Source organism: Pseudoxanthomonas jiangsuensis, assembly GCF_010093185.1.
Classification (GTDB): Bacteria; Pseudomonadota; Gammaproteobacteria; order Xanthomonadales; family Xanthomonadaceae; genus Pseudoxanthomonas; species Pseudoxanthomonas jiangsuensis.
The window spans coordinates 93,035-110,265 of the sequence record NZ_PDWL01000004.1; the positions used below are offsets into that span (position 1 = coordinate 93,035).

The 17,231-nt window shown below is 72.0% G+C and carries 19 protein-coding genes and 1 tRNA gene; 10 read left to right on the forward strand and 10 right to left on the reverse strand.

Going from position 1 to position 17,231, the window contains the following annotated elements:
- Positions 1–5: 5 nt before the first annotated feature.
- The 4 genes from CSC62_RS03975 to CSC62_RS03990 all read right to left on the reverse strand — a co-directional run bounded on the left by CSC62_RS03975 (position 6) and on the right by CSC62_RS03990 (position 3,068).
- The gene (locus tag CSC62_RS03975; protein ID WP_162404875.1) at positions 6–1,409 is read right to left on the reverse strand and encodes a M28 family peptidase; all 1,404 of its coding nucleotides are present in this window, start codon (positions 1,407–1,409) and stop codon (positions 6–8) included.
- Positions 1,410–1,501: 92 nt separating this feature from the next.
- Positions 1,502–1,915: a large-conductance mechanosensitive channel protein MscL gene (gene mscL, locus CSC62_RS03980; protein WP_162404876.1), complete on the reverse strand. Its 414-nt coding sequence runs from the start codon at positions 1,913–1,915 to the stop codon at positions 1,502–1,504.
- A gap of 78 nt (positions 1,916–1,993) precedes the next feature.
- Positions 1,994–2,713 carry a fumarylacetoacetate hydrolase family protein gene (locus CSC62_RS03985; protein ID WP_162404877.1) on the reverse strand — a complete coding sequence of 240 codons (720 nt, stop codon included), beginning with the start codon at positions 2,711–2,713 and terminating at the stop codon, positions 1,994–1,996.
- A 76-nt stretch (positions 2,714–2,789) separates the two neighbouring features.
- Positions 2,790–3,068, reverse strand: a complete 279-nt coding sequence (locus CSC62_RS03990) for a hypothetical protein (protein ID WP_162404878.1) — start codon at positions 3,066–3,068, stop codon at positions 2,790–2,792.
- Between the two features lie 65 nt (positions 3,069–3,133).
- On the opposite strand from CSC62_RS03990, the gene CSC62_RS03995 reads away from it, so the two are divergent.
- Positions 3,134–3,475, forward strand: coding sequence for a Rieske (2Fe-2S) protein (locus CSC62_RS03995; RefSeq protein ID WP_162404879.1), 342 nt, complete (start codon positions 3,134–3,136; stop codon positions 3,473–3,475).
- A gap of 21 nt (positions 3,476–3,496) precedes the next feature.
- Here CSC62_RS03995 and CSC62_RS04000 read toward each other — a convergent pair whose 3' ends face one another.
- From CSC62_RS04000 to thiS, 4 genes are all read right to left on the reverse strand, one after another.
- Positions 3,497–5,350 (reverse strand): SLC13 family permease, encoded by a 1,854-nt coding sequence (locus tag CSC62_RS04000; RefSeq protein ID WP_162404880.1) that lies wholly within the window; start codon positions 5,348–5,350, stop codon positions 3,497–3,499.
- A 71-nt stretch (positions 5,351–5,421) separates the two neighbouring features.
- Entirely contained in the window at positions 5,422–6,186 is a 765-nt protein-coding gene (gene trmB, locus CSC62_RS04005) for a tRNA (guanosine(46)-N7)-methyltransferase TrmB (RefSeq protein ID WP_162404881.1), read from the reverse strand.
- A gap of 8 nt (positions 6,187–6,194) precedes the next feature.
- Positions 6,195–6,989: a thiazole synthase gene (locus CSC62_RS04010; RefSeq protein ID WP_162404882.1), complete on the reverse strand. Its 795-nt coding sequence runs from the start codon at positions 6,987–6,989 to the stop codon at positions 6,195–6,197.
- A gap of 59 nt (positions 6,990–7,048) precedes the next feature.
- Positions 7,049–7,249, reverse strand: coding sequence for a sulfur carrier protein ThiS (gene thiS, locus CSC62_RS04015; protein WP_162404883.1), 201 nt, complete (start codon positions 7,247–7,249; stop codon positions 7,049–7,051).
- A 169-nt stretch (positions 7,250–7,418) separates the two neighbouring features.
- Here thiS and CSC62_RS04020 point away from each other — a divergent pair, with 169 nt between their 5' ends.
- The 8 genes from CSC62_RS04020 to CSC62_RS04055 all read left to right on the forward strand — a co-directional run bounded on the left by CSC62_RS04020 (position 7,419) and on the right by CSC62_RS04055 (position 14,430).
- On the forward strand, positions 7,419–9,212 hold the full coding sequence (locus tag CSC62_RS04020; RefSeq protein ID WP_162404884.1) for an autotransporter outer membrane beta-barrel domain-containing protein: 1,794 nt from the start codon (positions 7,419–7,421) through the stop codon (positions 9,210–9,212).
- 81 nt (positions 9,213–9,293) lie between these two features.
- Positions 9,294–9,367 (forward strand) — tRNA-Gly (locus CSC62_RS04025).
- Positions 9,368–9,434: 67 nt separating this feature from the next.
- Positions 9,435–10,310 (forward strand): 30S ribosomal protein S6--L-glutamate ligase, encoded by an 876-nt coding sequence (gene rimK / locus CSC62_RS04030; RefSeq protein ID WP_162404885.1) that lies wholly within the window; start codon positions 9,435–9,437, stop codon positions 10,308–10,310.
- A gap of 330 nt (positions 10,311–10,640) precedes the next feature.
- Positions 10,641–11,138: a hypothetical protein gene (locus CSC62_RS04035; RefSeq protein ID WP_162404886.1), complete on the forward strand. Its 498-nt coding sequence runs from the start codon at positions 10,641–10,643 to the stop codon at positions 11,136–11,138.
- Between the two features lie 29 nt (positions 11,139–11,167).
- Complete coding sequence (locus CSC62_RS04040) at positions 11,168–11,851, forward strand: response regulator transcription factor (protein WP_162404887.1); 684 nt, start codon at positions 11,168–11,170, stop codon at positions 11,849–11,851.
- Positions 11,808–13,211, forward strand: a complete 1,404-nt coding sequence (locus CSC62_RS04045; RefSeq protein ID WP_162404888.1) for a sensor histidine kinase — start codon at positions 11,808–11,810, stop codon at positions 13,209–13,211. The genes CSC62_RS04040 and CSC62_RS04045 overlap by 44 nt, the downstream gene beginning before the upstream one ends.
- Positions 13,212–13,318: 107 nt before the next feature.
- Positions 13,319–13,807, forward strand: coding sequence for a hypothetical protein (locus CSC62_RS04050; protein ID WP_162404889.1), 489 nt, complete (start codon positions 13,319–13,321; stop codon positions 13,805–13,807).
- Positions 13,717–14,430: an HD-GYP domain-containing protein gene (locus tag CSC62_RS04055; RefSeq protein WP_162404890.1), complete on the forward strand. Its 714-nt coding sequence runs from the start codon at positions 13,717–13,719 to the stop codon at positions 14,428–14,430. The genes CSC62_RS04050 and CSC62_RS04055 overlap by 91 nt, the downstream gene beginning before the upstream one ends.
- Positions 14,431–14,441: 11 nt before the next feature.
- On the opposite strand, the gene CSC62_RS04060 is transcribed toward CSC62_RS04055, so the two are convergent.
- Both CSC62_RS04060 and metF read right to left on the reverse strand, forming a co-directional pair.
- On the reverse strand, positions 14,442–15,164 hold the full coding sequence (locus CSC62_RS04060) for a hypothetical protein (protein WP_246194172.1): 723 nt from the start codon (positions 15,162–15,164) through the stop codon (positions 14,442–14,444).
- A 79-nt stretch (positions 15,165–15,243) separates the two neighbouring features.
- A complete protein-coding gene (gene metF, locus CSC62_RS04065; protein WP_162404891.1) occupies positions 15,244–16,068 on the reverse strand; it encodes a methylenetetrahydrofolate reductase [NAD(P)H] in 825 nt (274 codons plus the stop codon).
- Positions 16,069–16,129: 61 nt separating this feature from the next.
- Between metF and CSC62_RS04070 the strand changes: the two genes are divergently transcribed.
- Positions 16,130–17,197 (forward strand): GGDEF domain-containing protein, encoded by a 1,068-nt coding sequence (locus tag CSC62_RS04070; RefSeq protein ID WP_162404892.1) that lies wholly within the window; start codon positions 16,130–16,132, stop codon positions 17,195–17,197.
- Positions 17,198–17,231 lie beyond the last annotated feature (34 nt).

The window sequence follows — 17,231 nt, forward strand, 5'->3', positions numbered from 1 at the left end:
GGCTCCTACGGCGCCGCCGCCTTCGCCCCGCTGCCGAAATCGCCCTCCGCATCCGCCGCCAGGTACGCGAACACCGCGTACGCGGCCACGTTCTGCGCCAGCGCCGCCGGGTCGATCTTATCCAGGGTGTCGTCGGCGGTGTGGTGCAGGTGGAAGTAGTCGCTGCCGTCCTGCGCCAGCCAGGCCCAGGTCACGCCCTTGGCCACCAGCGGGCCGACGTCCGGGCCGGCACTGCCCTTGTCGGGCGCGTACTCGATTCCCAGCGGCGCCAACGCCTGCGCGATCTGCTCGGTCGCCGCGCGCGCGTGTTCCGGCGCGCCGGTGTTGAAGGCGTAGATCCGGCCGGCGCCGAAGTCGCTCTCGGCGGCCAGCTGGTGGCGGCCGGCGTCGGCGGCGTGCGCCTCGGCGTAGGCCTTGCCGCCGAGCAGGCCCTGCTCCTCGTTGGCCCAGGCGATCACCCGGATGCTGCGCGCCGGGCGCCGCGGCAGCTGCGCGACCAGGCGCGCGGCTGCCATGGTGATGCCGACGCCGGCGGCGTCGTCCACCGCGCCGGTGCCCAGGTCCCAGGAATCGAGGTGGCCGCCGATCACCACCACCTCCTTCGGCAGGCTGCGCCCGGTGACCTCGCCGATCACGTTGTGCGAGGTGTACTGGCCGTCCCAGCCGCAGTCCAGCGCCAGCTTCACCGTCACCGGCCCACGCGCGGCCAGGCGCGCGAGCTGGTCGGCGTCGGGGATGCTCAGCGCGGCCGAGGGCACCGGCACCAGGCCCTCATCGAAGCGGGTGATGCCGGTATGCGGCACGCGGTGGTTGTCGGTGCCGGCCGAGCGCATCAGGAAGCCCGCCGCGCCCTTGCGGACCGCCAGCGACGGGCCCTTGGCGCGGATCGCGCCGCCCTCGCGGTAGCCTCGGCCGTCGCGCGCGGCCTGCATCTGGAAATCGACGAAGGCGATCCGGCCGGCCAGCGAACCTTCCGGCGCGGCCTCCAGCGCGGCCAGGTCGGCGAAGCGCACCACCGGCGCCTCGACCGTGCCGCCCGGGCTGCCGCCCAGCGCGGTGATCGCCAGAGGCTGGGCATGGGCGCCGACCACCGCGGCCTGTTCGCCGCGCCGCTCCCACTTGGGGAAGGTGACCGGCTCGGTCCAGACCTTGTCGAAGCCCAGTTCGCGGAACTTGGCCTGGGCCCAGGCCACCGCGCGTGCGTCGGCCTCGCTGCCGGCCAGGCGCGGGCCGACTTCGGTGGTCAGCGATTCGACGATCTTCCAGCCGGTGTCGTCGGCCAGGGCGCGCTCGCGCAGCTGCGCCGCCTGCTGCAGCGAACGCTCCGGAATCCGGGTCTCGGCCGCATATGCGGGCGCAGCGGCGAGCAGGGCGGCGGAAAGGGCGACGGCGAGCAGTGCGGTGCGCATGCGGACTCCGGACGAAGGTGAGCCGCCGAGCCTAGCAAAGCGGCGCCCGCCATCCCCGTGCGCTTGGTCACGGCGCGCGGCGGGCTTCGGCTTCAGCGCTTGAGCGAGTCGCGGATCTCGCGCAGCAGCACGACTTCTTCCGAGGGCGCGGCCGGTGCGGCCGGGGCCTCCTCCTTCTTCCGCGCCAGGCGGTTGACCACCTTGACCAGCAGGAAGATGGCGAAGGCCACGATCACGAACTGGATCACGGTGTTGAGGAATTCGCCGATGCCGATCACCACCGCCGGCACCGCGTTGCCGGCGGCATCGACCGTGGCTTCCTTCAGCGTCCAGGCCCACTTGGAGAAGTCCACCCCACCGACCAGCAGGCCGATCGGCGGCATGATCACCTTGTCCACCAGGGCGGTGACGATCTTGCCGAACGCAGCGCCGATCACCACGCCCACGGCGAGGTCGATGACATTGCCGCGCATGGCGAATTCCTTGAACTCGCTGATCATGCCCATCGCAGTCTCCTTGTCGTTGTCGGGTGCCGTGGCGGCACGCGGGGCTTGTAGCCTAACCCGGAAGCCGGCGCCTGCCGATCATGCCGCGACCTGGCCGCGCAGGGTGGCCACGCCTTCGAGATCGGCTTCGAAACGGTCGCCGGGTCGCAGCGCGGCCACGCCGGCCGGGGTGCCCATGAACACCAGGTCGCCGGCGCGCAAGGCGTACAGCTTGGACAGCTCGTGCAGGATCTCGGCCACGTCCCAGATCAGGTCCGACAAGGGCGCCTGCTGGCGCAACTGGCCGTTCACCTGCAGCGACAGCCTGCGTGGGCGCAGTTCGCCGGCGTCGGCGGCCGGCACCAGCTCGGCCACCGGCGCGGAATGGTCGAAGCCCTTGGCGGTGTCCCAGGGCAGGCCCTTGGCCTTGGCGGCGGCCTGCAGATCGCGCCGGGTCAGGTCCAGGCCCACGGTGTAGCCGAACACCAGCGCCAGTGCCTGTTCCGGCGGCAGCACCCCGGATGGCGCGTCGAAGCCGATCGCCACAACCAGCTCGACCTCGTGGTGCAGGTCGGCGGTGGCCGGCGGATAGGGCACGGTCCCGGTAGTGACGACCGCGTCCGCCGGCTTCATGAAGAACACCGGGGTGCCGCGCTCGGCCTTCGATGCCGGGGCGCTGGCACCCATCTCGCGGGCGTGGTCGGCGAAGTTGCGGCCGACGCAGTAGATCCGGCGCACCGGGAAGGTGCCGCCGCCACGCACGGGAATGCGCGGCACGGCCGGGGCGGGGATGACATCGGTGGGACGCGTATCGCTCATGGCCGGCCCGGCGGGTGGGGGGGCCGACAGTCTACCCGCGGAGGCGTGCGTGGCCGCCCGCGAGCGGCGGCAGATTTCAGTGCGAGGGCAGCACCGGCTTGCGCAAAACCCGGTACTCGGCATCGACCACGCGGCCGGAAGCGGCGGCGCGCGCCTGGCGGCCGCGCAGCAGCTTCCACGCCAGGCCGGCGGCGATCATCGCCGCGCCCACGAACACGCTGAAGAACACCAGCACGGCCAGCAATGCCAGCCCGACCAGGCCCAGGGCCACGCGCAGCAGCGGCGTGCGCGGCTTGCGCGGCGAGAACAGGGCGTTGAGGACGGTGGTATCGAAGCGGAACGCGCGGAATTGCATGATGTGCTGCCGTGCCAGAATGGCGGGTGGCCGGCAGTATCGGCCGGATGCCGGGCGGGGTTGTGATGAGTTCGTTAAACCGGGAGCCACTGGTCAGCCTGGACGCGCTGGCCGAAGGCGCTTTGGCCGAGGTCGAAGCCGTGCTGGATGGCGACGCCGAATCGCTGGTGGTGTACCGGCAGGGCATGGCGGTGCGTGCCTGGCTGAACGTCTGCCCGCATGCCGGCCGGCGCCTGGACTGGGCGCCGGGCCAGTTCCTCAAGAGCCGCGAGGGCCACCTGGTCTGCGCCGCGCACGGCGCCGCGTTCGAACTGGAGGGCGGGCAGTGCGTGTCCGGCCCCTGCCGCGGCGACGCCCTGCGCCCGGTGGCGGTGGAAGTGCGCGACGGCCAGGTCTGGCTGGCCTGATCCTGTGCAGGGGCTGGCGGCTCAGCGGCCCCAGAACATCAGGTTGACCACGCCCACCGCGACCACCGCATAGATCAGCGACAAGGGCCCGCCCACCCGCCACATCAGCCGCGAGGTGTAGCCGGCCGGGCCGGTGATCATCGAGATGATCGGGTTGGAGGCCGTCATCAGGTTGTTGGAGGCCGACAGCGCGGTGACCAAAGCGAATGCGGTCGGGTCGCCGCCCACCGCCAGGGCCAGGTTGATGGCGATGGGCACCATCACGATGGTCGCGCCGACGTGGCTGATCACCAGCGAGAACGCGGTGGTCAGCAGCGCGACCACGATCTCCAGCACCCAGGGTGGGGTGCCCTGCGGCAGCTTGTCGAGGGTGTTGCCGGCGATCCAGGCCGCGGTGCCGCTGCTGTCCATCGCCCAGCCCAAAGGGATCAGGCAGGCGGTGAGGAACACCGTCTTCCAGTTGATCGCCGCGTAGGCCTCGTCCATCTTCAGCACCCCGGCCAGCAGCATCCCGGCCACCCCGGTCATCAGGGTCAGCGCCACCGGCAGCCGCGCGAACAGCGCCACCGCGATGGTGAAGGCGAAGATCCCCATCGCGATCTTGAACTTGTGCGGCCGCTGCTCGCCCTTGGGGTAGTCGGTGACCACGGCGAAGTCGCGGCTCTCGGCCGCGCGCGCCAAGTCCTGCCAGATGCTGTGGAACACCAGCATGTCGCCGGCGCGCAGGGCCACCGCGCGCACGTCCTCGCGGATCACCTGCTTGTCGCGGTTGATCGCCAGCAGGCTGATCCCGGCCTGGTGGCGCAGGCGCAGCTCGCGCGCGCTCTTGCCGATGTAGCGCGAGGTCGGCGGCACCACCGCCTCGGAGATGCCGGCGCGGGCCGGGTTGAACAGGTCGCCCAGGTTGCGCAGGCGCGAGGACATGCGCAGGAACTGGTTCTGGGCGAAGTCGGCCACCTGCTGGCGCGGGCCCATCGCCCCGATCACGCTGCCGACCCAGATCCGCATGTCCGCCGGCGGCGCCAGCCGGGTGTCGTTGCCGGACTTGAGCGCCAGCAGCAGCGGCGCATCGTGCAGCGACTCGGCCTCGGCCACGGTCATGCCCACCAGCGGGCTCTCGGCGCTGACCACCAGTTCGTAGACGTCGCCGTCGATGCCGTAGGTGCGGGCGAAGTAGCCCTCGGTGCTGGACGGGGTGACGTTCTCGCCGCCGCCCTCGTTCTGCGCCAGCTTGCGGTTGCCGTAGAAGCGGAAGTACAGCAGGGAGGCGACCAGCAGGACGATGCCCACCGGCGCCGGCGCGAACATCGGCAGGGGTTCCAGGGTGGCCATGCCCGAGGGCAGGTTGTTGTTGGCCGACACCAGCAGGTCGTTGAGCAGGATCAGCGGCGAGTTGCCGACCATGGTCAGCGCCGCGCCCATCACGATCGCCGCGGCGATGGGCAGCAGCAGCCGCGACAGGGCCAGCCCGGTGCGCGAGGACAGGCGCGCAGCCACCGGCAGGTACAGCGCCATCACCGACGGGTTCTGCATGAACGAGGAGTTGAGGCCGGCGATGACCGTGGTCATCAGCATCAGCCTTTGCTCGATGCCGTGGCCGCGGCGCAGCAGCCAGGCCGCCAGCCGGTTCAGGGCGCCGGTGCGGTCCAGGCCGGCGCCGAGGATCATGGTCGCCATGATGCTCATCACCGCGTTGCCGGAGAAGCCGCTGAAGATCTCCTCCGGCGCGATCAGCCCGGTCACTCCCAGCACCACCAGCACCACCAGCGCGACCAGGTCGGCGCGGATGCGCTCGAACAGGAACATCGCCATCGTGAACCCGACCAGGCCCAGCACCAGGCGCATGTCGTTGGTCAGGGTCAGTCCGGATTCCATCGTGCGCCGCAGTCCCTAGGGCGTGGAGGAGCGGCCGGCGCGGATCGGTCCGGCGGCGGCCGCGGCGGGGTTCATGTCCGGTCCGAGTCTAGCGCCGGCGCGTCGAGGCGGTCGTACAGCAGGTCCCAGACGCCGTGGCCAAGCTTCACCCCGCGGCGCTCGAAGTGGGTTTCCGGCCGCCATTCCGGGCGCGGCACGTGGCCGCGCGGGCCGGCGCGGTTGGCCAGGCCGGCGGTGGCCTCGAGCACGTCCCACATGTGTTCGGCATAGGGCGCCCAGTCGGTGGCCAGGTGCAGGCGGCCGCCGGGGCGCAGCTTGCGCACCAGCAGCGCGGCGAACTCCGGCTGGACCAGGCGGCGCTTGTTGTGGCGCTTCTTGTGCCAGGGGTCGGGAAAGTAGATCCGGATCTCGTCCAGGGCGCCGTCGGCGATTTCCTGCCGCAGCACTTCCACCGCATCGTGGTGGTAGACGCGCACGTGGTCGCTGCCGTCGGCGGCCAGGGCGTTGAGCAGGCGGCCCACGCCGGGGGCGTGCACTTCCAGGCCGATGTAGTCGCGCGCAGGATCCTGGCGGGCGGCGAAGCGCAGGGCCTCGCCGTTGCCGAAGCCGATCTCCAGCACCTTGGGCGCGCCCCGGCCGAAAGTGGCGTCGAGGTCGCGCGGAACGCCCGTGTAGTCCAGGCCGAAGCGCGGCCAGGCCTCGTCGAACGCGCGCTGCTGGGCCGGGGTGAAGCGGCCCTGACGCAGGACGAAGCTGCGGATCTCGCGCCGGCCTTCGCTCGGGGTGTAGGGCTTGGGCGGGGCCTTGGCGCCTTCGCTTTCGAACGGATTGGTCATCGCAGGACTCAGCCGATGAGCCCGTCCACCGGCGAGGACGCGCTGGCGTAGCGCTTGCGCGGGATGCGCCCGGCCAGGAACGCCTCGCGCCCGGCCTCGACCGCCTTGCGCATCGCCCCGGCCATCAGCACCGGATCCCTGGCGCCGGCGATGGCGGTGTTCATCAGCACGCCGTCGCAGCCCAGTTCCATGGCGATGGCCGCGTCCGAAGCGGTGCCCACGCCGGCGTCGACCAGCACCGGGACCTTGGCGTTCTCGATGATCTCCAGCAGGGTGTAGCGGTTCTGGATACCCAGGCCCGAGCCGATCGGCGCGGCCAGCGGCATCACCGCGCAGCAGCCGATCTGCTCCAGCTGGCGGGCCAGGATCGGGTCGTCGCTGGTGTAGACCATCACGTCGAAGCCGTCGGCCACCAGCAGCTCGGCGGCCTTCAGGGTCTGGACCACGTCCGGGTACAGGGTGCGCTGGTCGCCCAGCACCTCGAGCTTGACCAGGGTGTGGCCGTCGAGCAACTCGCGCGCCAGCCGGCAGGTGCGCACCGCGTCCTCGGCGGTGTAGCAGCCGGCGGTGTTGGGCAGGATGGTGTAGCGCTCCGGCGGCAGCACGTCGAGCAGGTTGGGCTCGCCCGGGTTCTGGCCGATGTTGCTGCGGCGGATGGCGACGGTGACGATTTCGGCGCCGGCCGCCTCGGTGGCGCGGGCGGTCTCGTCCAGGTCCTTGAACTTGCCGGTGCCGGTGAGCAGGCGGGAACGGAAACTGCGGCCGGCGATGACCAGCGGATCGTGCGTGGGGGCGGTATTCATCGCGGGATTATGGCCCGCGGGTGGCGGCCGAGACCACCGTCGCAGACGTGACGCCGGCGTCAGCCCCCGCCCAGCGCGTGCACGATCTCGACCCGGTCGCCGGCATCCAGCACCCGGGCCGGATGCGCGCCGCGCGGCACGATCTCGCCGTTGACCTCCACCGCCACCCGGCGCCCGGCCAGGCCCTCGGCCTCCAGCAGGCCGGTGAGGGTGGTGCCTGCCGCGAGCGGGCGCGGCTCCCCGTTGAGGACGATCTCCATGCCGCGATTGTCGCACCGCCGGGCGCCGGCTTGCCGCAGCGCAGCGTGAATGCGGACGGGCATCGGTGGAACCATGTGAACCCTACGCGGCCGTACGCTCGCCGTCCGTCCCGCCTTCCGCCGGAGCCGCCTCGCGCGCGCCGGCCCTTTCGGCAGCACAGGAGACCCCATGTCCGCCCCCCGTCCGCTCCGCTCGGCGCTCGCCGTCGCCCTGGCCCTCGCGGCCGCCCCGGCCCTGGCCGGCGAATACTCCGGCACCGTGTTCTTCGGCGACAGCCTCACCGACTCGGGCCACTTCCGGAACCAGCTCCCCGAGTCCGTGCGCCCGGTGACCGGCAAGTTCACCACCAACCCGTCGCTGGTCTGGGCCGAGTACCTGGCCCGGTACTACGGCGGCGACGGCGCCACCGACAACCAGGGCGGCGAGAACTACGCCCAGGGCGGCTCGCGGGTGACGGTGCAGAACGGCGCGGCCGAGTCGACCGTGTCCCAGATCACCCGCTACCTGGCGGCCAACGGCGGCCAGGCCGATCCCGGCGCGCTGTACACGGTCTGGACCGGCGCCAACGACATCTTCGCGGTCGCCGCCGGTGCGCCGGCGCAGTCGACCATCGCTACCGCGGTGGGCGGCGTGGTCCAGGCGGTCGGCGCCCTGGATGCGGCCGGCGCCCGCTACATCCTGGTGCCGAACCTGCCGGACATGGGCATCACCCCCAACGCGATCGCCGCCGGCGCCGCGGGGCAGGCGGCGCTCACCCAGCTGGCCTCCGGCTACAACACCGCCATGTACGGCGCCCTGGCCCAGGCCGGCTACCGGGTGATCCCGCTGGACACCTTCAACATGCTGCGCGAGATCGTGGCCAGCCCGGCGACCTACGGTTTCCGCAACGTCACCCAGACCGGCTGCCTGCCGCCCAGCGGCAGCTCGCTGACCTGCAACCCGACCTCGTACGCGGCTGCGGACGCCGCCAGCGCCTACCTGTTCGCCGACGGCGTGCATCCCTCCGGCGGCGCCCACGCGATCCTGGCCGACTATGCGCTGTCGGTGCTGGAGGGCCCGCGCCTGGCCGCGGTGGTCCCGCATTCCGCCGCGGTGGTCGGACGCAGCCGCGCCGAGCAGGTGGCCCACCACGTCGGCGCCCGCCGCGGGGCCGGCCTGGGCTGGTGGGGCGGTGTGCGCGGCGACGGCCAGCGCTACGAGCACGGCGACTTCTACGACGGCATGGCCCCGTCCGGCCTGTTCGGCGTGGACTGGTCCGACGGCAACGGGCTGGTGGCTGGCGGCTTCCTCGGCTATGGCCGGATGGACGCCGACTTCGGCCAGCGCCGCGGCGGCTTCACCCAGGCCGACAGCACCATCGGCGGCTTCCTCGGCTGGTACGGCGAGAAGGCCTGGGTCAACGCCCAGGCCAGCTATACCCGCCTGGACATCGACGTCGACCGCGAGGTGGTGATGGGCCCGGCGGTGCGCCGTCACTCCGGCTCCACCGACGGCGACAACACCGCCGTGGGCCTGGCCGCCGGCTACGGCTTCGGCGAAGGCGCGCTGCGCCATGGCCCGGTCGCCGGCCTGCTGTGGCAGAAGATCGGGGTCGACGGCTGGACCGAGAGCAACCTGTCCTCCAGCGCGTTGGCCTATCCGGACCAGGACCTGGATTCGCTGGTCGGCAGCCTGGGCTGGCAGGCCAGCTTCGACACCGGCGACTTCGTCCCGTACCTGCGCGCGACCTGGGACCACGAGTTCGAGGACGCCCCGGCCGAGGCCCGCGCCAGCCTGCAGACGGTGCCGGGCCTGGAGTACGCGGTCCCCGGCCTGGTCCAGGACGACGACTTCGCCACCGTGGTCCTGGGCGCGCGCTTCGGCGTGTTCGGCCTGCAGGCCGACCTCGGCGCGCGGACCACGGCCGAGCGCAAGGGCGGGGCTGACAACGGCGTGTTCCTGACCCTGGCCGGCGGCTTCTGAACCGCGCGGCGGCGCGATGGCCGGACAATCGCCGATGCCATTGCGCCGCCGGCCCGCGGCCGCATAGACTTCCGCTCCCACGCGGGTGTAGTTCAATGGTAGAACTGCAGCTTCCCAAGCTGCTAACGTGGGTTCGATTCCCATCACCCGCTCCAGACACCGCAAAACGCCGCGCGATCCGCGGCGTTTTGCTTTCCGGGGCGTGCGCCCAGGCCGATGCCGATGAAGCTGGCGATCCTTTCCCGCAACGGTTCGCTGTATTCGACCCGGCGCCTGGTCGAGGCGGCGCGCGTGCGCGGCCACAGCGTGCGGGTGCTCGATCCCCTGCGCTGCTACCTGCGGATCGCGCCCGGCGGTTTCGCCATGCGCTACAAGGGCCGGCCGGTGGCCGGCTACGACGCGGTGATCCCGCGGATCGGCACCTCGGTCACCCGCTACGCCACCGCGGTCCTGCGCCAGTTCGAGCTGATGGGGGTGTACAGCCCCAATCCGTCCGATGCGATCCTGCGCGCGCGCGACAAGCTGCGCGCGCACCAGCTGCTGGCCGCGCAGGGCATTGGCCTGCCGACCACGGTGTTCGGCGACAACCCGGACGACACCGACGACCTTTTGTCCCTGCTCGGCCCGCCGCCGCACGTGATCAAGCTCAACGAGGGCACCCAGGGCGCGGGGGTGATGCTGACCGAGAAGGCCTCGGCCTCGCGCGCGGTGGTCGAGACCCTGCGCGGGCTGTACGCCAACTTCCTGGTCCAGGAGTTCGTGGCAGAGGCCGCCGGCGCCGACCTGCGCTGCTTCGTGGTCGGCGAGCGGGTGGTAGCGGCGATGCGGCGGCAGGCGCCGGAGGGCGAGTTCCGCTCCAACCTGCACCGCGGCGGCGAGGCCTTCCCGGCGCAGGCCTCGGCCGAGGAGCAGGCGGTGGCGGTGCGTTCGGCGCGAGCGCTGGGGCTGGAAGTGGCCGGCGTGGACCTGGTGCGCTCGACGCGCGGCCCTTTGGTGCTGGAGGTCAACTCGACCCCGGGCCTGGAAGGGATCGAAGCGGCCTGCCAGGCGGACGTGGCCGGAGCGGTGATCGAGCACATCGCCACCCGGGTTTCCTGAAAAATCAAGCGGTTATGCCTGAATACGGGTTCCCTGGACCGATCGGCGGGGGCGGTTTTTAACACCCGTTTAATCGAAACCGGCTTAGTCTCCCCCGACCGCAACTCCCTCGTCAGCCGGCGGGCCATGCCGCCGGATGCAGCGAAAGAGATACGGTAATCGGGGCATCACTTCGGCCCAGGCGGCGTCGCCGCTTGGGCCTTTTTGTGCCTGCGGCACCGGGCCGCCGCCGTTGTTTGCCCCGTCACACGGGCATTGGGCATTATCCGGAGCAGGTGCCGCCACACGCCGTGGCCGGGGCGCCCCATTCCAACAATCCTGAGGTGCGACGTGTACAAGCTGCCAATCGCCATCCTGCTCGGCCTGGGCCTGAGCGCGTTCGGGGCCGATGCCCGGATCCAGCACGACGGCGGGTCGTTCTCCCCCGAGCAGGGCCTGCACGTCGGCGCCGGGTTCCAGGCCCAGCGCAGCGCCATCCTCAAGGCCCTGGACGACGGCAAGACCTACGCCGAGATCAGCGTCGACAACCGCCGCAACGTGCGCGAGTCGCTGGAGCGCATCTCCGGTCTGCTCGGCGACCGCCAGCGGGTCGAGGAACTTCCCGAGCACGCCCGGATCGAACTGATCAACGAGCAGGAGAAGGTCAACGTCCTGCTCGGCCAGGCCCGCGAGGACAGCCGCCTGGTCTGCACCCGCGAGAAGCAGATCGGCTCCCTGCGCTCGGTCAGCAAGTGCGCGACCGTGGCCGAACGCCGCCGCGCGCGCGAGGCCTCGCAGCAGGAGATGTTCGAGATGGGCCGGCACGGGACCAAGATCGAGAGCAATTGACCGTCCCCCGCCGCAGATCCGGAGAGAACGTGCGCATCCTCGTCATCGAAGACAACAGCGACATCGCCGCCAACCTCGGGGACTACCTCGAGGACCGCGGCCACACCGTCGACTTCGCCGCCGACGGCGTGACCGGCCTGCACCTGGCCGTGGTCCACGACTTCGACGCGATCGTGCTCGACCTCAACCTGCCGGGGATGGACGGCATCGAGGTCTGCCGCAAGCTGCGCAACGAGGCGCGCAAGCAGACCCCGGTGCTGATGCTCACCGCCCGCGACAGCCTGGAGAACAAGCTGGCCGGCTTCGACTCCGGCGCCGACGACTACCTGATCAAGCCGTTCGCGCTGCAGGAAGTCGAGGTCCGGCTGAACGCCCTGGCCCGCCGCGGCAAGGGCGTGCAGACCCGGGTGCTCAACACCGGCGACCTGGAATACAACCTGGATACCCTCGAGGTCCGCCGCGAGGGCCGGCTGCTGCAGCTCAACCCGACCGCGCTGAAGATCCTGCAGGCGCTGATGGAGGCCTCGCCGGCGGTGGTCACCCGGCAGGAGCTGGAGACCCGGGTGTGGGGCGAGGAGCTGCCGGACTCGGACTCGCTGCGCGTGCACATCCACGGCCTGCGCGCGGTGGTCGACAAGCCGTTCCCGGTGCCCTACATCCAGACCCGCCATGGCATCGGCTACCGGATCGCGGCACCCGAAGTTGGCAACTGACGGCGCGGCAACCGACGGCGTCGCGCCGGCCCCGCGCCGCCCGCGGCGTTTCCGCCGCCGGCTGCGCACCCGCATCATCCTCTCGTTCCTTCTGCTGGGCACCGGCCTGACGGCGCTGTTCGCGTTCCTGACCGACTACGCGCGCCAGCGCGTGGAGAACCAGCTGGTCGAGGACGTGATGAACCGCAACATCGACGAGTACGCGCGGCGCTATGCCCTGGACCCGTCGCGCAGCCCGGACCTGCCGGTGCAGCAGATCCGCGCGTTCGTGTTCCCGGCCGAGCGCTTCGACCGGGTGCGGCAGGAATACCCGGAGTGGGCGCAGCTGCCCAACGGCAACCACACCATCACCGACATCGGTCCGGACGGCGAGCCGTTCCCGTACAAGCTGGCGGTGCGCAAGACCCCCGACACCTGGTTCTTCCTGGCCTACGACATGAGCCAGGCCGCGCGCGGCGAGGCCCAGCTCAAGCGCGCCCTGTTCGCCTCGATCCTGCTGTTCAGCGCGCTTTCCCTGCTGATCGGCTGGTGGTCGGCCTCGCGGGTGATGCGGCCGGTGACCGAGCTGGCGGCGCGCCTGCGTGCCTACCGTGGCAGCAGCCAGCCGAAGAAGCTGGCCAGTCATTTCCCCGAGGACGAGGTCGGCCAGCTGGCCGAGGCCCTGGACGACTATTCCACCCGGCTGACCGAGGTGGTCCAGCGCGACCGCGAGTTCAACGCCGACGTCAGCCACGAGCTGCGCACGCCGCTGGCGGTGATCAAGGGCGCGGTCGAGCTGCTGCTCTCGCGCCCGGACCTGGACGAGCGCACCCGCGCGCGCCTGCAGCGGATCCAGCGCGCCGAGCAGCAGTGCAGCGACCTGATCGGCTCCCTGCTGCTGCTGTCGCGCAACGAGCGCGGCCAGGGCCAGAGCGACGTGGCCAAGGTCGCCGAGCAACTGCTCGACTCGCACCGCGCCCAGCTCGGCGGCAAGCCGCTGGAACTGCGCCTGGAAGGCGGCCCGGGAATGGTGATCGATGCGCCGGAAGCGGCGCTCTCGGTCGCCCTGGGCAATCTGGTCGGCAACGCGGTCAAGTACACCCCGGCCGGCGAAGTGGTGGTGCGGCTGGTGCCGGGCGCGGCGCAGGTGGTCGATACGGGGCCCGGGCTGAGCGAAGAGGACGCGGCGCGGCTGTTCCAGCGCGGCTACCGGGGCACCCATGCCGGGCACTCGCAGGGCGCCGGCATCGGCCTGTCGATCGTGGGTCGGCTGTGCGACCTGTACGGCTGGGACGTGAGCGTGCACCCGCGCCAGGATGGGCAGAGCGGGGTGGTGGCGACGCTGTCGTTTGCCGGTGCGCGCCCCATCGCGGAGGCGTAGCGTCCGCCGCGGCCGCCATCGCCACGGGCGCGAAGCGGCCGCGCCTAAAGATCCGCGGCGCGCCCGCCGATAACGACAACGGGAAACCATCCGCCGGGGGGGGGGGGATGAGCCTGGTTCCGTTGCGTCGTTCCGAAGTACGGGTGGGAAAGCGCGCCCGCTTCGACATCTACGATCCCCACGGCAACAAGCTGCTGTCGCGGGGCATGCTGGTGGCGAGCGAGGGAATCCTCGAGCGGCTGCTGGAGCGCGGCTGGCGCGACGCCGACGAGATGGCGGACGCCGCCCAGGCAGCGGCGCCGGTGGCGACGCCGTTCGACCGGATCGATGCGCTGTGCGGCGAACTGGGCGGGCTGCACGAGATCGCGGCCACCGGGAGCTCGCCCTCGCTGGCCGCGGCGTTCCACGCCCTGGCCGAGCGTCTGGCCGACCAGCTCCAGGCGGCCCCGGACACCGTCCTGGCGGCTTTCCAGCTCGCTGCGCCGACGACACGCCGGCGGCGCGGATGGCGCACGTGCGCGTGCTGTGCGAGCTGGTCGCCGAGCGGCTGCAGCTGGAACCGGCCGAGCGCCGCACGATCCGGGCCGCGGCACTGAGCTACGACCTGGGCATGCACGCCATGCGCGAGGATCTGTCGGCCCATCCCGGCGCCCTGAGCCCCGCCCAGCGGGCGCGCCTGCGCGAGCATCCGCGGCTGGGCGCGGACCTGCTGCGGCGCGCGGGCGTCGCCGACGAGGCCTGGCTGGAGGCGATCCTCGGCCACCACGAGCGGATCGACGGCAGCGGTTACCCGCGCGGGCTGTCCGGCGACGGCATCGGCCGGCCCGCGCGGATCCTGGCCGTGGCCGACATCTATTCGGCGATGATCCGGCCGCGCGCCTACCGCGGTGCGCTGAACGCGCGCGAGGCCATGCGCACGATCTTCCTCGAGCGCGGCCGCCTGGTGGATGCCGAGCTGGCGGCCCTGCTGGTCAAGTCGATCGGCATGTTCCCGCCGGGCAGTTTCGTGCGCCTCGCCAACGGCGAGATAGCCGTGGTCACCGCGCGCACCGACAACGCCAGCCTCCCGGAGCTCCGCTCGGTGGTGGCTATGGACGGTTCGCCGCGGACGATGCCGTCCCCGCGCGATCCGCAGGATCCGCTGTACGCGATCGTCTCCGAATACCCGATCAGCGAGTGCAGGTTCCCGATGGCCCCGGTCCGCAGGCTGTGGACCTGAGCCGGGGCGGCCTACAGTGAGATCCAGAAGCAGCCGAAACTGCGGCGCAGGCCGAACACGGTGCGCGCCGGGGTCGCCGTGCCCGCCAGGGTCTGCTCCAGGCGCAGGGCGACCGGGCGTGTGCGTGGGGGTCTGGGTGCGGATGCAACGCTGGTGCCGGCCAGCGGTGCCTCCGTAGGCGCATCCGCGGTCGAAGCGGAAGTGATCCAGCGCGACTGCCAGGATGCGGGCGGCGGCGTGGCTTCGGCCGTCCCCAGGTCGACCGCGCCCGCAGCCAGGATGTCCGGCGCGGCGACCATCCCGGCATCCGCCGGCTCGGTGGGCATCACCGGGGCGATGTCGAGCAGGGGCCTGGCCCCCACCGCCTCGAGCCGGTCCAGGATCCGGCGCGCGCCCGCGTCGGAAGTGCCGGTCCAGTCGTAGACGCTGGACAGCCGGTTCACGTCGCCGGACTGCACCGCCGCGCCGATCTCGCCGACCAGGGCGCTGAGGGTGCGCGGGCAGCCGCCGCGGTACAGGCGCGGGCCGCCGTCGAGGGTGTTCCCGTTGCTGGCGGGCGGCGGCAGGCGCGCGACCGCGCCGAGGGCGTCGCAGCGGCGGTCGGTGTAGATGGCGCGGCCGTCGGGATCGACGCAGCGCTGCACGGGCGCGGCCGCGTGCAGCGGCCGCGGAGGCACGGCCAGCGCCGCCGTGGCGGCGATCAGCAGGGCGGGCAGGGCGGGCAGGCGGCGCATGGTCGACAGCCTAGTGGCGCTCGCCGTGCACGGAAAGCGAACGCGGTCGCATCGCGCCGCATCGCCTGCCGCCTCCGGCTCAGGCCAGGCGCTGCAGGACCGCTTCGGTCGGCTTGGCCAGATTGAGGGTGTAGAAGTGCAGGGCCGGGGCGCCGCCCTCGAGCAGGCGCCGGCACAGGGCGGCGACCGCGTCGGCGCCGAACTCGCGTACCGCGGCGGCATCGTCGCCGAAGGCCTGCAGGCGGCGGCCCATCCAGCGCGGGATCTCGGCGCCGCAGGCCTCGGAGAAGCGCCGCAGCTGGGAGTAGTTGGAGATCGGCATGATCCCGGGGATCACCGGGATGTCCACGCCCAGCCGGCGGGCGTCGTCGACGAAGCGGAAATAGGCGTCGGCGTTGTAGAAGTACTGGGTGATGGCGGCGTCGGCGCCGGCCTCGACCTTGGCCTTGAAGTGGCGCAGGTCGGCCAGCGCGTCCTCGGCCTGCGGATGGGTCTCCGGATAGGCGGCGACCTCGATCCGGAAATGGTCGCCGTGCTCGGCCCGGATCAACTCGACCAGCTCGGCGGCGTAGCGCAGGTCGCCGGGATGGCCCATGCCCGAGGGCAGGTCGCCGCGCAGGGCGACGATCCGGCGGCAGCCGATCGCCCGGTACAGCTTCAGCAGCTCGCGGATCTCCTCCCGGGTGCCGCCGACGCAGGACAGGTGCGGGGCCGCCTCGAAGCCGTGCTGCTGGTGCAGGTGGCGCACGGTCTCGGAGGTGTAGCTCAGGGTCGAACCGCCGGCGCCGAAGGTGCAGGAGACGTACTCGGGCGCGTGCGCGGCCAGTTTCGTCGCGGCCCGGTCCAGCTGGGCGCGCTGCTCGTCGGTCTTGGGCGGGTAGAACTCGAAGCTGATGTGGGTCATCGCGGGCGGGCTCGGCGGGTCGGCCGGGATAATATCTCTTTATCGCGATGAAAGTGAAGATATGCGTCGTGGCGGTGCGCCCCGGCAAAGGGCGCGCCTGGGCGGCTGGTTCTACGCGGTGGCAGCGGCGCTGGCCTTCGCCGTCACCGGCCTGGAGCCGGTATACCGGGTCGCGGCGCTGGCGACGGTGGCGGTCCTGTTCGCGCTGGCCTGCCTGCGGGTGCTGGTGCCGCTGGCGGCGCAGCCGGACGAGCGCGGCGCCTTGCGCTACCTGCGCGCGATCTGGGCGGTGGTGCTGGCCAATACCCTGGTGTGGGGCGCGTTCAGCGCCTGGGCGCAGGCGGCCCTGCCGGATCCCGCGCCGCTGATCGCTTTGCTGTTCTCCGGCGCGTTCGGCATGGCCCTGGCGCACACCATGTGCATGCGCACCGTGCCGTCGATGCTGACCATCCTGCTGGTGATGCTGCCGACCCAGGCGGTGCTGTGGCGCAACGTGTCGGCCGGCGTCGGTGCGATGTGGCTGATCTACACGGTGTACATGCTGTTGGTGATGCGCCGCAGCCACCGCGAGTACCGCACCCGGATCGAGCTGGAGGAGGAACTGCGCCACCAGCGCAACCTGTTCGAGCGCCAGAGCCGGCTCGACGGCCTCACCGGGCTGCCCAATAGGCGCGAGTTCTCCGCCTGCCTGGAGCGTGCCCATCGCGCCGGCGCGGAGGGCGCGCCGCTGTCGCTGTTGATCCTGGACATCGACCATTTCAAGCGGATCAACGACAGCTTCGGCCACCTCGCCGGCGACGCCTGCCTGCAGGCCTTCGCGCAAAGGCTGCAGGCCTTCTTCCCCGGTGAGGGCGGCGAGCTGTGCGCGCGCCTGGGCGGTGAGGAGTTCGGGGTGATCCTGCCTTCGGACGGCGCGGCCGCGGGCGCACGGGCCGAGGCGTTCCGCGCGGCCCTGGCCGGCTCGGGGCTGGCGTTCGACGGCCAGCGCGAGCCGGTGACCGTGAGCATCGGCTGCGGCGGCTTCGACCCGGCGCGGCATGCCGATGCCGACGCCCTGTACCGGCATGCGGACGCGGCGCTGTACAAGGCCAAGCTCGGCGGCCGCGACCGGGTCGAATACGCCCTGTAGGCGCCGCGGCGGCCATGCGCCGGGGCGGCAGGCG

What these genes read in the sequence shown, in the direction of transcription:
- CSC62_RS03975 (WP_162404875.1), bottom strand. Translation starts at nt 1,409, where the DNA reads ATGCGCACCGCACTGCTCGCCGTCGCCCTTTCCGCCGCCCTGCTCGCC.
- mscL (WP_162404876.1), bottom strand. Translation starts at nt 1,915, where the DNA reads ATGGGCATGATCAGCGAGTTCAAGGAATTCGCCATGCGCGGCAATGTC.
- CSC62_RS03985 (WP_162404877.1), bottom strand. Translation starts at nt 2,713, where the DNA reads ATGAGCGATACGCGTCCCACCGATGTCATCCCCGCCCCGGCCGTGCCG.
- CSC62_RS03990 (WP_162404878.1), bottom strand. Translation starts at nt 3,068, where the DNA reads ATGCAATTCCGCGCGTTCCGCTTCGATACCACCGTCCTCAACGCCCTG.
- CSC62_RS03995 (WP_162404879.1), top strand. Translation starts at nt 3,134, where the DNA reads ATGAGTTCGTTAAACCGGGAGCCACTGGTCAGCCTGGACGCGCTGGCC.
- CSC62_RS04000 (WP_162404880.1), bottom strand. Translation starts at nt 5,350, where the DNA reads ATGGAATCCGGACTGACCCTGACCAACGACATGCGCCTGGTGCTGGGC.
- trmB (WP_162404881.1), bottom strand. Translation starts at nt 6,186, where the DNA reads ATGACCAATCCGTTCGAAAGCGAAGGCGCCAAGGCCCCGCCCAAGCCC.
- CSC62_RS04010 (WP_162404882.1), bottom strand. Translation starts at nt 6,989, where the DNA reads ATGAATACCGCCCCCACGCACGATCCGCTGGTCATCGCCGGCCGCAGT.
- thiS (WP_162404883.1), bottom strand. Translation starts at nt 7,249, where the DNA reads ATGGAGATCGTCCTCAACGGGGAGCCGCGCCCGCTCGCGGCAGGCACC.
- CSC62_RS04020 (WP_162404884.1), top strand. Translation starts at nt 7,419, where the DNA reads ATGTCCGCCCCCCGTCCGCTCCGCTCGGCGCTCGCCGTCGCCCTGGCC.
- rimK (WP_162404885.1), top strand. Translation starts at nt 9,435, where the DNA reads ATGAAGCTGGCGATCCTTTCCCGCAACGGTTCGCTGTATTCGACCCGG.
- CSC62_RS04045 (WP_162404888.1), top strand. Translation starts at nt 11,808, where the DNA reads ATGGCATCGGCTACCGGATCGCGGCACCCGAAGTTGGCAACTGACGGC.
- CSC62_RS04050 (WP_162404889.1), top strand. Translation starts at nt 13,319, where the DNA reads ATGAGCCTGGTTCCGTTGCGTCGTTCCGAAGTACGGGTGGGAAAGCGC.
- CSC62_RS04055 (WP_162404890.1), top strand. Translation starts at nt 13,717, where the DNA reads ATGGCGCACGTGCGCGTGCTGTGCGAGCTGGTCGCCGAGCGGCTGCAG.
- CSC62_RS04060 (WP_246194172.1), bottom strand. Translation starts at nt 15,164, where the DNA reads ATGCGCCGCCTGCCCGCCCTGCCCGCCCTGCTGATCGCCGCCACGGCG.
- metF (WP_162404891.1), bottom strand. Translation starts at nt 16,068, where the DNA reads ATGACCCACATCAGCTTCGAGTTCTACCCGCCCAAGACCGACGAGCAG.
- CSC62_RS04070 (WP_162404892.1), top strand. Translation starts at nt 16,130, where the DNA reads ATGCGTCGTGGCGGTGCGCCCCGGCAAAGGGCGCGCCTGGGCGGCTGG.